Genomic DNA, 14,439 nt, shown 5'->3' with positions numbered 1-14,439 from the left:
CCTGCCGGCGGCCTGCATCCGGCGGCAAGGGAACGGCTCTTGTAGTGGAAATGCGTCATATGTACCCATGCGATTCCACAGTCTGATCAAAATAAGAACCATTCTCATTAGAATCCGCGCGGTCTACCCATTCATCCATCCATTCGTTCTACTCATGCGCACTCTTCCCCTGCCTCGCCAACGCCTGCTGAATGCCTCGCTCGCGGCGGCCTTCGGAACTGTCATCACCTTCTGGGGCCTGTCGGCTTCGGCCCAGACGGACGCGCAACCCGCTCCGGCCAACACCAACACGGGCGCCGCGCTGCCCCCGGTCACGGTGAATGCCGACCTGGAAGAGAACGGCCATGTCAACGGCTACCTCGCCCGCCGCAGCACGGCCGGCTCCAAGACCGACACGCCGATCATCGAGACGCCGCAGTCGCTGTCGGTGATCACGGCCGACCGCTTCCAGGCCATCGGTGCGACGCGGCTGCGCGATGCGCTGGGCTACACGCCGGGCGTGAACATCGCGCCCTTCGGCTCCGATTCGCGCTACGACTGGATCGCCGTGCGCGGCTTCGATGCCTACAGCCCCGGCTTCTATGAAGACGGCCTGCCGCTGCGCAACGCCAACAGCTTCTCGGTCTGGAAGACCGAGAACTACGGCGCCGAACGCATCGAAGTGCTGCGCGGCCCCGCCTCGGTGCTCTACGGCCTGAGCAGCCCGGGCGGCGTGGTCAACGTGGTCAGCAAGCTGCCCACGGCCACGCCCATCCGCGAGCTGCAGCTGCAGGTGGGCAGCAACAACCATCGCCAGGTCGCGGGCGATTTCTCGGGCGCCCTGGACGCCGATGGCAAGGTGCTCTATCGCCTCACCGGTGTGCTGCGCGATGCGCAATTGCCGGCCGGCAAGATGGCCGACGACCGCACGTACCTCGCGCCCTCGCTCACCTGGAAGATCACCAACGACACCACGCTCACGCTGTACGCGCAGGTCATGCGCAACCGCGCGGGCGTCTACACGCGCAACCGCCCGTGGGCCGGCTCGCTGGTGCCCAGCGCCATCGGCACGTTCATCCCGGCCAAGCTGTTCCAGGGCAACCCCTACTTCGATCACTTCAACCAGGACCAGGAGCTGTTCGGCTACAACTTCGAGCACCGCTTCAACGACACCGTCACCTTCCGCCAGAGCGCGCGTGCCGGCCGCCTGAAGGTGGACTACCGGGGCCTGCAGGCGCCCAGCTTCACCACGGTCAATCCCGACAACGAGTTCGATCCCGTCAACTTCCAGAACCTCACGCGCAGCCTCTTCGGCAGCCGCGAATCGGTGCGCGCCTTCGCCATGGACAACCAGGCCCAGGTCGATGTGCGATCGGGCGACTGGAAGCACAAGATCCTGGTGGGCGTGGACTACCAGCACAACAACTTCGAGACCAACACCTACAGCGGCGGATCGGCGCCCGACCTGAACATCGCGAACCCGTACTACTTCAACGGCCCGTTCGAGATTCCGGACCCGTACGAGATGAACGCCACGCGCCTGACCCAGACCGGCGTCTACCTGCAGGACCAGATCAAGTGGCGCGACACGCTGCAGTTGACGCTGGGCGGGCGCTACGACACCGCCAAGAGCAGCGTCTTCAACCGCCTGGACGGCACCTCGACCGCCGTGTCCGACCACAAGTTCACCAGCCGCGCGGGCCTGGTCTACCTGGCACCGAACGGCTGGGCGCCCTACCTGAGCTACTCCGAATCGTTCCAGCCGACCGGCGTGGTCGATCCGGTCACCAAGGAGCCCTTCAAGCCCGAATCCGGCCGCCAGTACGAGGTGGGCCTGCGCTACCAGCCGCCGGGCACCAAGAACAGCTTCAGCGCCGCCATCTTCGACCTGCGTCGCAAGAACTACATCAGCTACGACACCGAATTCCAGCCCAAGCAGACGGGCGAGATCTCCGTGCGCGGCCTGGAGCTGGAAGCCATGACGCAGCCCATCGACCGCATGAACCTCACCGCGTCGTACAGCTACACGCCGCGCGCCATCGTCACGTCGAGCGCGCGCCCCGAGGAAATCGGCAAGCAGGCGAACGCCGTGGCGCGCAACCAGTTGTCGGCATGGGGCGACTACCGCTTCACCAACGGCATCAAGGTCGGCCTGGGCGTGCGCTACACCGGCCCCACCAACGGCAACGGCGGCGGCTCGCCGATCAAGGTGCCCGGCGTGACGCTGCTGGACGCGATGGTGGGCTACGACTTGGAGCACTGGAGCCTCGCGCTCAACGTGCGCAACCTGACGAACAAGACCTACATCGCCAACTGCGACACGCCGTCAAAGAGCTGCTACTACGGCGACCAGCGCAAGGTGCTCGCAACCGCGACCTACCGCTGGTAAACGAAGAGCACCACACGGCAAAAAAAGGCCGGATGCCCACGAGGCATCCGGCCTTTTTTTCATGCGGCGCCCGAAGGCGCCGCCAAGGAAACTACGCCGCGTCGACGGCCAGCAGCCGGCGCTTGACGAGCGCGCTCAACTGCGGATGGCGAATGATGTCCAGGTGATCGGCGTTCTCGAGCACGTCGGTCGCCGCCACCGGCGCATGGGCCGACCAGTCGCGCAGCCGCCCGTCCCTGCGCAGCGAGCTCTCCGCCTGGAACACGTGCACCGGCCGCGCCGACGATTCGTACGCATGGCGCATCGACTGCACGCGGCTGTCGAGCGTCGCCCACAGCAGGTATTCGGCCGCTTCGTCCCCGGCACCGTCCGACGGAAACGCCTCTGCGGGGTCGAGCATCTGCTCGGCCACCCAGTCGCGCTCGCGCGCGTCCATGCGCGCCATCAGCGCCGTCCATTGCGCAGCCATCTCCGAGCGCGCGAGCCATTCGGCCAGCGCCTGGTCGGCCTGCGCGCGCTGCGCTGACGTCAGCGTGCCGGCGGGAATCATCGGCTCGGTCTCGAACACGTCCACCGCGCCGATGAACGCCACCTCGATGCGCCCTTCCAGCTGCCGCGCGACCTCGAAGGCGAGGTCGCCGCCGAGCGACCAGCCCAGCAGCGCGCAGCGCCCGCCCGTGGCCGTCGCGAGGATGAAGTCCGCGTACTCGGCGGCCAGCTCGCGGATCGCGAAACCGCGCCAGCGCTTGGCGGTGTAGACGTGGCTCACGAAGCCGTACACGGGCCGATCGCCCTCGAGCGCGCGCGCCAGCACCTGGAACTCGCGCGTGTTGACGATCAGGCCCGGCATGCAGAACAGCGGCACGCCCGCACCGCCCGCATGCAGGCAGACCGCGTGGTGCGAATCGCCCAGGCGCTGCTGCAACCGGTCGGCCAGCGCGGCGAGGCTGCCCGCCTGCATCACGTCGGCCAGGCCCAGCCGGCTGCCGCCCGGCAGTTGCTGGCGGACCTTCGCGATGAGCTTGAGGCTCAGGATCGAATCGCCGCCCAGCTCGAAGAAGTTGTCGTTGCGCGCCACGCGCTCCACGCCCAGCACCTCGCGCCAGATGCCGGCCAGCGCCTCTTCGGCATCGCCCTGTGGCGCATCGAACGCGCGCTCGCGCCCGAGCACTTCGGGGTCGGGCAGCGCGCTGCGGTCCACCTTGCCGTTGGCATTCAGCGGCAGCGACGGCAGCGTGACGACGACGCGCGGCACCATGTAGTCGGGCAGCACGCGTCCGAGGCGCTCGCGCAGCACGACACTGTCGGCCACCTGCCCGGCATGCGCCGCGACATAACCCACGAGCGAGGCGCGACCGCCGCCGGGCGCCTGCCGGGCCACCACCACCGCCTCGCGCACCTCGGGCTGCGACAGCAGCTGCGCCTCGATCTCGCCCAGCTCGATGCGGAAGCCCCGGATCTTTACCTGGTGGTCGATGCGGCCCAAATACTCGATCTGACCCTCGGCGTTCCAGCGCACGAGATCCCCCGTGCGGTACAGCCTGCCGCCGCTGCCGAACGGGTCCGCCACGAAGCGCTCCGCACTCAGCCCCGGTTTGTTCAGGTAGCCCCGAGCAAGACTCACCCCGCCCAGGTACAACTCCCCCGCCACGCCCCGTGGCACCAGGTTCAACTCCGCATCGAGCACATAGCCCTGCGTGTCGCTGATCGGCTGGCCGATCGGCACCAGCGCCTGTCCGTCGTCCCGGCAGGTCCAGCGCGTGACGTGGATGGTGGTCTCGGTCGGGCCGTACAGGTTCTGCAGCGTCGCGCCGCTCAAACGCTGCAAGGCCTCCTTCTGCGTCTCCGAGGGCATGGCTTCCCCCCCGCAGATGATGTGCTTCAGGCGCGTGCTCGCCTCGATGCCCGGGTGCGCCAGGAAGGCCTGCAGCATCGCCGGCACGAAGTTCAGCGTGGTGATCTGGTGGCGCTGGATCAGCTGCACCAGCCGCTCGGGATCGCGGTGGTCGCCCGGGTTGGCCACCACCAGCCGGGCCCCGGCGGTCATGGGCCAGAACAGCTCCCAGCACGAGACGTCGAAGCCGAACGGGGCCTTGTGCAGCACGGTGTCTTCGCGGCCCAGGCCGTAGACGCGCTGCATCCAGGCCATGCAGCTGTGCAGGGCGTCGTGGCGGATGGCTGCGCCCTTGGGGCGGCCGGTGGAGCCGGAGGTGTAGATGACGTAGGCGAGATGTTCGCCGTGCAGGGCAACGTTTGGATCGCTCTCGGGTTCGTTGGCGAGATCGAGGTGCTCGACTTCGAGCGTGACAAGACCTTCGCGCGCAGCGATGTGATCGCGCGTGGCGCGATGGGTCAGCAGCAACTCGATGCCGCTGTCCTCGACCATGTACGCCAAACGCTGCGTCGGGTATTCGGGGTCCAGAGGAAGATATGCACCACCAGCCTTGAGGATGGCCAGGATGCCCACCACCATCTCCACGCTGCGCTGCATGGCGATGCCCACGAGGACATCGGGGCCCACGCCCAGGGAGATCAGGCGGTGGGCCAGGCGGTTCGCCCTGCGGTTGAGTTCGAAGAAGCTCAGGGCTTCATCGGCGAACAGCAGCGCGGTGGCCTGCGGCTGGCTGCGGGCATGGCCTTCGATGAGGCGGTGCACCGGCTGCAGGCCGGGCTCGCGGCGCGTGTTCACGCTCCATTGCGCGAGCTGAGCCTTCTCGGAGGCTCCGAGCAGGTCCACATCGCCGACGGCCTGCTCGCCCCGGCTGGCCAGTGCACTCAGGATCGCCACGTAGTGACCCGCCATCCGCTCGATGCTCTCGGCATCGAACAACTCGGCCGCATACGCAAAGAGCGCATTCACCCGTCCGTCCGCATCCTCACTGGTGTTCAACACCAGTTCGAACTGCGCCGCCGGATCGCCGAGCGCATAGCCCTCGACGTCGATCCCCGGCAGTTGCGCAAACGCGCGTCCATCGATCCGCTCGTGGTTGAACACCACCTGGAACAGCGGGCTCACGCTCAGGCTGCGGTCGGGCCGCAGGGCCTCCACCAGTTGCTCGAACGGCAGGTCCTGGTGCGCCTGCGCGCCCAGCGCTGCCTCCTTGGTCTGCGCCAGCACCTTCGACAGCGGGGTGCGGCTGTCCATCACGTTGCGCTGCACCTGCGTGTTGACGAAGAAGCCGATCACGCCCTCGATCTCGGCGCGCGTGCGGTTCGCCACCGGCACGCCCACGCGGATGTCGCGCTCGCCGCTGTGGCGATGCAACAGCACCTGGAAACCCGCGAGCAGCACCATGAAAAGTGTCGCGCCGTTGCCGTGTGCCAGCTGGTGCAGCTGCTGCACCAGTTCGCGCGACAGCTCGACGGTGTGCCCCGCCGCCTGGTAACGGCCATCGGGCCGGCGGCTGTGGTCCGTCGGCAGTTGCAGCACCGGGTTGGCGGTGCCCAGTCGCTCGGTCCAGTAGGCGAGCTGGCGTTCCTTTTCGCCTGCCTCGAGCCAGTTGCGCTGCCATGCGGCGTAGTCGGCGTAGCGCACCGGCAGCGGCGCCATCGCAGGCGTCTCGCCGCGCACGCGCGCGCGATATTGCTGCATGAACTCATCCACCAGGATCTGCTTGGACCAGCCATCCGAGACGATGTGGTGCATCACCACCACCAGCACATGCACATCGGCGGCCAGCCGCAGGAGCCCCACGCGCAGCAGCGGGCCGCGCGTGAGGTCGAAGGGCGTGTCGGTCAGGCGCTGCGCCGCGTCGCGCGCGCCATCTTCCGCGGCCTGCGGCGCGAGGCCTGCCAGGTCGATCATCTCGACGTCGAAGTCGATGCGCTCCAGAATCCGCTGCTCGCTCAGCCCCTGCCCATCGGGACGGAACACGGTGTGCAGCGACGCATGGCGCTCCACCAGCGCCGCGAAGCTCGCCTTCAGCGCCGCCACGTCGAGCGCACCGCGCAGCTTCAACGCGCCGTTGATGTGGTACGCCGTGCTCCGGGGGTCCAGTTCCCACAGGAACCACTGGCGCAGCTGCGCGTACGACAGCGCCGCCGCGTCCTGCGCGCCGGCGGCCGGCACGATCGGCAGCCGCGCGAAGTCCACGCCTTGCTTGCGCAACGCATCGAGAAAAATCTTCTGCTTGTCCCGCGGCAGCCTTGCGAAGCGGTCGGCAATGGCCTGTTTTTCGATCTGCATCAATCCTCCAGCTCTGCGAGCAACGCGGCCATCTGCGCGAGATCCGTGGCCTCTTCTTTTTCCACCGTGCGCGACACCGCCTGCAGCGCCTCGGCCAGCGCGGCCAGCGTCGGATGCTCGAAGTACACCTTGAGCGGCACCTGCATCGACGAGAACTGCCTGTGCATGCGCGTCTGCACGCTGAGCACCGACAGCGAATGCCCACCGAGTTCGAAGAAGTCGTCGTGGCGGCCGACCTTCGCGACCTCGAGCACGTCGGCCCACGCGGCTGCGAGTGCGATTTCAATCTCCCCCTGCGGCGCCTCATAGGCCCGCTCGCTGGCCCGCTCGGGTTCGGGCAGCGCCTTGCGGTCCACCTTGCCGTTGGCATTCAGCGGCAAGGTCGGCAGCACCACGAAGGCCCCCGGCACCATGTAGTCGGGCAGCACCTGGCCCAGCCGCACGCGCAGGCCCGGCGTGTCGATCGCCTGGTTTGCCTGCGCCGACAGGTACGCCACCAGCATCGTCGCGCCCGCCTGCTCGCACGCAATGACCGCCGCCTCGCGCACCCCGGGCTGCGCCAGCAGCTGCGCCTCGATCTCCCCCAGCTCGATGCGGAAGCCCCGCACCTTCACCTGGTGGTCGATGCGGCCCAGGTAGTCCAGCTGGCCCTGCGCGTTCCAGCGCACCAGGTCACCGGTGCGGTACAGGCGGCTGCCGTCCTCGGCCGCGATGAAGCGCTCGGCCGTGAGGCCGGCACGGTTCAGATACCCACGCGCCAGGCCTTCGCCCGAGACGTGCAGCTCGCCCGCCACGCCCAGCGGCACGGGGTTCAGCTGGGCATCGAGCACGCGCAGGCCCAGGTCGGGGATCGCAAGGCCCACGGGGCTGCGCTGCGGGCCGATGTCCGCCGTGGTCTCGGTGATGCCGTACATGTTGACCAGTTGGGGCTGCTGGTCGCCGTGGTGTTCGATCCAGCCGCGCAGGCGCTGCGGCTCGAGCGCTTCGCCGCCGAAGATCACGACGCGCAATGCCAGATCCTTTTCCATGGCCTGCGGCAGGCTGGCCAGTTGGCCGAAGGCCGAGGGCGTCTGGTTGAGCACCGTCACACGCTGCGTGCGCAGCAGCTGCAGGAAGTCTTCGGGGGAGCGGCTCACCCAGTAGGGCACCACCACCAGCTTGCCGCCGGTGCACAGCGCCCCGAAGATCTCCCACACCGAGAAGTCGAAGGCGTAGGAGTGGAACATCGTCCACACGTCCTTCGGACCGAAGCTGAACCATGCGTCTGTCTGCGACAGCAGTCGTGTCACGTTGCGGTGGCACAGCTGGGCGCCCTTGGGGCGACCCGTGGAGCCGGAGGTGTAGATCACATACGCGAGGTTGTCGGGGCTCAGTGCCACGCTCGGATTCGTGTCGGACCGATTGCTGAAGTCCGCGGTGTCCAGCGGCAGCACGGCCACGCCAGCGGGCAGCGCGACCGACTCTTGAAGGTGGCTCTGGGTGAGCACCAGCGACAGCCGGCTGTCCTGCACCATGTAGGCGATGCGGTCGGCCGGGTACTCCGGATCGAGCGGCACATAGGCGCCGCCGGCCTTCAGGATGCCCAGCAGCGCCACCACGAGCTCGATGCCGCGCTCCACCGCCACGCCCACGCGGGTCTCGGGACGCACGCCCAGTTCGATCAGGTGATGCGCCAGCCGGTTGGCCCGGCGGTTGAGTTCGCCATAGCCCAGCGTCTGCGCCTCGAAGGACAGCGCGGGCACCTCGGGGTGCAGTGCCGCCTGGCGTTCGATCAGACGGTGCAACAGCGTCGCCTCGTCCGCATCTTCGCGGCCATCGACCTTGGCGCCCCACTGCTGCAACTGCGCCTGCTCCGCATCGTCCAGCAGTTCCAGCGTCCCCAGCGCACGCGACGAATCTGCGACCAAGCCTTCGAGCAACTGATTCATGTGCCGCGCAATGGCCGCGGCCTCGCGCTCGCCGATCACCGACCGGTCGTGGTTGAACTGCAGCACCAGCGCGGGCGAGAGCACCACCTTCACCGTCATCGGATAGTGGGTCTCCTCGTGCTGACCGATCACCTCGACCGTCATGCCGCCCGGCATGTTCTCGCGCAGCGCCTGGTCGGCCGGATAGTTCTCGAACACCACGAGGGTGTCGAACAGCCCCGGCCCCGCCGAACCGGCCCAGCGCTGGATCTCGTAGAGCGGCGTGTGCTCGTGCTCGCGCACGTCCACGTTCTGCGCCTGCAGTTCGCGCAGCCAGGCGCCCACGGCCTGGCCGGGCTGCGGCGTGCAGATCACCGGCAGCGTGTTGATGAACAGGCCCACCAGTTGCTCCACGCCCGCCAGTTCGCCAGGGCGCCCGGACACGGTCGAACCGAAGGCCACCGCGTGCTGCCCGCTGTAGCGCTGCAGCAGCAGCGCCCAAGCGGCCTGCACCAGCGTGTTCATGGTGACGTGCTCGCGCTTGGCGAACGCCACGAGCCGCCCGGTGGCCTCGGCATCGAAGGCATGGCGCAGGGTGTCGTAGCCCGTCCCCGCGATGGCCGGCTTGGGCAATGCATCGACCAGCCGCGTCGGGCCTTCGAGGCGGCTCACCTCGCGGCGCCAGTGGGCTTCGCTGGCCGCGGCGTCCTGGGCCTGCAGCCAGCCGATGTAGTCGCGGTAGCGGCCCGCGAGCGCGGGCAGCGCCTGGCCGCCGTAGTGGCGCAGCACCTCGCCCAGCAGCTGCGAGGTGCTCCAGCCGTCCAGCAGCAGGTGGTGCACGGTCCAGATGAAATGATGGCTGCGCGCACCGGTGCGCACGAGCACGAAGCGCGCGAGCGGCGCCTCCGCCAGCGCGAGGCCGCGCGACTGCTCGGCCTCCGCCAGCGCGGCCATGTCGTCACGTGAGGGGTTCCGCTCGCGCCAGTCTTCTTCGCGCCACGGCAGTTGCGCGTTGCGGTCGATCCATTGCAGCGGATGTCCTTCGCGCTGCAGGAAGCCGGTGCGCAGCACGTCGTGGCGCTTGAACACGGCCTCCCAGGCCGCGCGAAAGCGCGCGGCGTCGAGGTCCTTGAAGTCCAGCCGCAACTGGTTCTGGTAGGCGCCGCCGCCCTGCTCCAGCAGGGTCTGGAACAGCATGCCCGACTGCATCGGCGAGAGCGGATACAGGTCGGCCAGGCGCGCGGCCGGCACCGGCAGCGCGTCGAGCGCCTGCTGGTCGAGCCTGGCGAGCGGAAAGTCCGAGGGTGTCATGCCGAGGGGTCCACCTGCGCAGTGGCGCACCAATGCCTCGAGCTCGTCCCGGAAGCGTCGCGCCCAACCCAGCACCGCTTGGGCGTCGTGGCGCGCGCGGCTGAAGCTCACGCTCAGTCTCAGCTGCCCATCGAACACCTGGCCGTTGACCGAGAACTCGTGCGTGAGCGGTGCGCCGTCGTCCACCTGCGCGCCGCCCTCTTCCCGCGCCGGAATCCACTGCGCGCCTTCTCCCACGTCGTCACGGAAAGCGCCGTCGAACTGGCCCAGGTAGTTGAACACCACCTGCGCCTTCGGCAGCGCCTGCAGCGCCTCGCGCTGCGCGGCATCGCCCGCATGCTTGAACACGCCGTGGCCCAGTCCCTTGTTCGGAACGCGGCGCAGGCTCTCCTTCACGCGCTTGATGGCATCGCCGATCTCGCCCTGCGGCGCGAGCGCCACCGGGAACAGCGCGGTGAACCAGCCGACGGTGCGCGACAGGTCGATGTGCTCGAAGAGGTCCTCGCGGCCATGGCCTTCGAGATCCACCAGGATCTGCGAATGCCCGCCCCATGCGCACAGCGCGCGGCCGAGCGCCGTGAGCAGCAGGTCGTTGGCCTGCGTGCGGTAGGCCGCGGGCGCATCCTTCAGGAAGGCCTCGGTGCTCGCCCGGTCCAGTTGCAGCTCGATGGTCTGCTGGTCCTTGACGGTGTTCGATGCCTGCGGATTCGCGCAGGGCAGCGCCGCCGGCACCTCCGCCAGCGTGCGCCAGTGGTCCAGCTCGCCGGCATGGCCGGCTGCGTAGCCCTGCAACGCCAGGGACCAGTCCTTGTAGCTGCTCGTCTTCTCCGGCAGCACGATGGGCGAACCCGCGAGGCCCTGGCGGTACGCCAGCTGCAGATCTTCGAGCAGCACGCGCCACGACACGCCATCGACCACCAGGTGATGGATCGCCAGCAGCAGCCGCGCCTCGCCGCCCGGCAGCTCGACGGCCAACGCGCGAATCAGCGAGCCATGCCCGATGTCGAGGCTGCACTGCGCCTCGTCGCACAACGCTTCGAGCTGCGCGGCATCGGCTGCGCGGCGCACCCAGAGCACCTCGTCCAGTTCGTTGTCGGACGTGGTTTCGTAGCCCTGCTGCCAGGCGCCCGCCGCGTCCTGGCGAAAGCGCAGGCGCAGGCCGTCGTGATGCTGCACCACGGCCCGCAGCGCCTGGCGCAAGGCCGGCAATTGCAGCGGCTCGCGGCTTTGCAGTAGCACCGACTGGTTCCAGTGGTGGCGCGCGGGCATCGCCATCGCGAAGAATTCACGCTGGAACGGCAGCAGCGGCACGGCGCCTTCCGCCGCACTTGCGGCCGGCCGCTTCACATCGCCCGCCGGCTCGATCGCGCCCGCGAGCAGCGCCACCGTCTGGCGCTCGAAGATCTGCTTGGGCGTGGACTTCCAGCCCGCCAGGCGCAGCCGCGCGACGATCTGCAGGCTCAGGATCGAATCGCCGCCGAGCTCGAAGAAGTTGTCGTTGCGACCGACCTGCGCAAGGCCCAGCACCTCGCACCAGACCTTGGCGAGCGCCGCCTCGGCCACACCTTGCGGCGCCTCGTGGACACGCGCCGCCTCGGCCGTCGGCTCAGGCAGCGCGTGGCGGTCGACCTTGCCGCTCGGGGCGAGCGGCAGCGTGTCGATCACCATGATCACCGCGGGCACCATGTAGTCGGGCAGCGCGCGCGCGAGCCGCTCCTTGAGCACGGCCGCATCCGCGCGCTGGCCGGCCCGGGGCGACACGTAGCCCACCAGCCGCGTGCCGTTCGGCCCGTTGGCGGCGTTCACGGCGACCGCGACGGCCTGGCGCACCTCGGGCTGCGCGAGCAGCAGCGCCTCGATCTCGCCGAGCTCGATGCGAAAGCCCCGCACCTTCACCTGGTGGTCGATGCGGCCCAGGTATTCGAGCTGGCCGTCTTCGCGCCAGCGCACCCAGTCGCCGGTGCGGTAGAGGCGGCCGCCGCCTTCAGGTGTTTCGTCGAACGGGTCCGCCACGAAGCGCTCCGCGCTCAAGCCCGCGCGCTGCAGGTAGCCGCGCGCGAGGCCCGTGCCGCCCAGGTACAGCTCGCCGGCCACGTTGCGCGGCACGCGGTTGAGATCGCCGTCCAGCACATAGGCCTTGCGGCCTTGCACGGGCCGGCCGATGGGCGCATAGCCTTCGGTGAAGCTCGCATCGGCGGCCACCTTCCAAAGCATCGGCGTCACCACGGCTTCGGTCGGCCCGTAGCCGTTGATGAGGATCCGCGGCTTGAGGTACCGGCGCACCGCCTCGAAACTCTCGCGCGACATCGCCTCGCCGCCGAACGAATACAGCTGCACCGGCGGGCAGTTGCCGGTGTCGCGGGCCCAGTCGGCCAGCTGGCGCAGGTAGACCGGCGGAAAGCCGGCGTTGGTCACGCCGTGGTGCGCCATGGCATCGAGCGTCTGCTCGGCCGTCCAGAGCGACGCGTCGCGCAGCAGCAGCGAGGCGCCGCAGCACAGCGCGGTGAAGAGCCGCTCGTGCGCGCCGTCGAACGAGAACGACAGGAAGTGCAGCTCGCACGAGCGCGGCCCCATCTCGTAGAGCACGGCCGTGTCGACGCAATGCGCGGCGAAGGGCCCGTGCGCGACCATCACACCCTTGGGCATGCCGGTGGAGCCGGAGGTGTAGATGATGTAGGCGAGGTTGCCGGCGTGCACCGGCACCTCGGGTGCGGATGCATCTGCGCCGTCGAGGTCCGCGGTGTCCAGCTCCAGCACCTGCACGCCGCCCTTCACCGGCACGCGCGAACGCAGGTGGCTCCGCGTCACCAGGAGTGCGATGCCGCTGTCCTCGACCATGTAGGCCAGCCGGTCCACGGGGTACTCGGTGTCCATCGGCACATAGGCGCCGCCCGCCTTCAGGATGGCGAGCAGGCCGACCACCATCTCCATCGAGCGCTCCACCGCGATGCCCACGCGGACCTCGGGCTTCACGCCGAGCGCGACCAGCCGCCTCGCCAGGCGGTTGGCGCGGCGGTCGAGTTCGCCGTAGCTCATCGTGCGGTCGCCGAAGATCAGCGCGGTGGCGTCGGGGCGCTCCCTCGCATGCCGCGCCATGAGGCGGTGCACCGGCTCGGCGTTGCCGTCAGCGCGCAGGTTGACGCCCCATTGCACGAGCTGGCGCGTTTCGTTGGCGGCCAGCAGGTCCAGGTCGCCGATGTGGGCGTCGGGGCGGTCCGCAAGCGCGGCCAGCACGGCGACGTAGTGCGCCGCCATGTGTTCGAGCGTCTGTGCATCGAACAGCTCGCGCGCGTAGTCGAAGTTCAGCCGCACCTGGCCCGCGCCGTCCTCGGTGCCGCTGAGCGTGAGCTCGAAATGCGCGGGCTGCTCGCCCAGCGCGTAGCCCTGCAGCGCGAGGCCGGGCAGGTTCTCGAGCGCGCCGTGGTCTTGCCGCTGGTGATTGAACATCACCTGGAACAGCGGCGCCGTGCTCAGGCTGCGCTCGGGCTGCAGGGCTTCCACCAGTTGCTCGAACGGCAGGTCCTGGTGCGCCTGTGCGCCCAGCGCCGCCTCGCGGGTGTGCGAGAGCGCCTGCCGCAGGGAGGTGCGGCCATCGAGTTCGTTGCGCAGCACCTGGGTGTTGACGAAGAAGCCGATGACACCTTCGGACTCCACGCGATGGCGGTTGGCGATCGGCACGCCCACGCGGATGTCGGGCTGCGCGGTGTAGCGGTGCAGCAGCACCTGGAAACCCGTGAGCAGCACCATGAAGAGCGTGGCGCCCTCGGCCTGCGCGCGTCTGCGCAGCGACGCGGCCAGCGCCGGGGTGAGCGCGATGTCGTGGCGCGCGGCGCGGTATTTTCCGTCGGCGCGGCGCGGATGGTCCGTCGGCAGTTGCAGCACCGGATGGGCGGCCCCCAGCTGCGCCTTCCAGTGTTCGAGCTGGCGGTCTTTCTCGCCGGCTTCGAGCCAGTGCCGCTGCCACAGCGCGTAGTCGGCGTACTGGATCGGCAGCGGCGCAAGCGCCGGCGCCTGGCCCTGCACGCGCGCCCGGTACTGCGTGACGAACTCGTCCACCACGACGCGCATCGACCAGCCGTCGGACACGACGTGGTGCATCACGACGACCAGCACGTGTTCGTTCTCGCCGAGGCGGATCAGCCCGACGCGCAGCAGCGGGCCGGCGGTCAGGTCGAAAGGCGTGTCGCAGATGCGCCGTGCTTCCTCGGCGGTGCGCGCTTCGCGCTCCGTGCTGCCGAGGGCGGCCAGGTCGATGAAGGAGATGTCGAATCCACCATCCGGCAGCACGCGCTGCTCGACCACGCCTTGCGCATCGGCCGCGAACACCGTGCGCAGCGACTCGTGGCGCGCGACCAGCGCGGCGAAGCTCGCCTTCAGCGCATCGACATCGAGCCGCCCTTCGAGCTTGAGGCCACCCGAGACGTGGTACGCCGAACTGCCCGGCTCCAGCTGCCACAGGAACCATTGGCGCATCTGCGCATACGACGGCGGGCAGGCCGCCTGCACGGCCTCCTCGCGCGGGGTGATCGGAAACTGCCCGATGGTGAAGCCCTCGGCGCGGATCTTCTGGTACACCGCGCGGCGCTGCGCCGCGTTCAGCCGCGAGAAACGCTTGCCGATCTGGTCGTGGGTGGTGGCGGGAACGGGACTGGGGCTCGTCATCTGGG

Annotated in this window: 3 protein-coding genes; 1 reads left to right on the top strand and 2 read right to left on the bottom strand. The window is 69.2% G+C overall.

Annotated features, from left to right (window positions below):
- Positions 1-154 precede the first annotated feature (154 nt).
- Positions 155-2,368: a TonB-dependent siderophore receptor gene (locus BM133_RS00485; protein ID WP_093430877.1), complete on the top strand. Its 2,214-nt coding sequence runs from the start codon at positions 155-157 to the stop codon at positions 2,366-2,368.
- A 91-nt stretch (positions 2,369-2,459) separates the two neighbouring features.
- On the opposite strand, the gene BM133_RS00480 is transcribed toward BM133_RS00485, so the two are convergent.
- Positions 2,460-6,554, bottom strand: a complete 4,095-nt coding sequence (locus BM133_RS00480) for a non-ribosomal peptide synthetase (RefSeq protein ID WP_093430876.1) — start codon at positions 6,552-6,554, stop codon at positions 2,460-2,462.
- Positions 6,554-14,434 (bottom strand): non-ribosomal peptide synthetase, encoded by a 7,881-nt coding sequence (locus BM133_RS00475; RefSeq protein WP_093430874.1) that lies wholly within the window; start codon positions 14,432-14,434, stop codon positions 6,554-6,556. Before BM133_RS00475 ends, BM133_RS00480 begins: the two co-directional genes overlap by 1 nt.
- Between the last annotated feature and the right edge of the window lie 5 nt (positions 14,435-14,439).

Origin of the sequence: Variovorax sp. 770b2, from assembly GCF_900115685.1 — a bacterium.
In the GTDB taxonomy this organism is placed as follows: domain Bacteria; phylum Pseudomonadota; class Gammaproteobacteria; order Burkholderiales; family Burkholderiaceae_C; genus Variovorax.
Note: the sequence above shows the minus strand (reverse complement) of the source record. Positions and strands in the feature narration are given on the sequence as shown.

What these genes read in the sequence shown, in the direction of transcription:
- BM133_RS00485 (WP_093430877.1), top strand. Translation starts at nt 155, where the DNA reads ATGCGCACTCTTCCCCTGCCTCGCCAACGCCTGCTGAATGCCTCGCTC.
- BM133_RS00480 (WP_093430876.1), bottom strand. Translation starts at nt 6,554, where the DNA reads ATGCAGATCGAAAAACAGGCCATTGCCGACCGCTTCGCAAGGCTGCCG.
- BM133_RS00475 (WP_093430874.1), bottom strand. Translation starts at nt 14,434, where the DNA reads ATGACGAGCCCCAGTCCCGTTCCCGCCACCACCCACGACCAGATCGGC.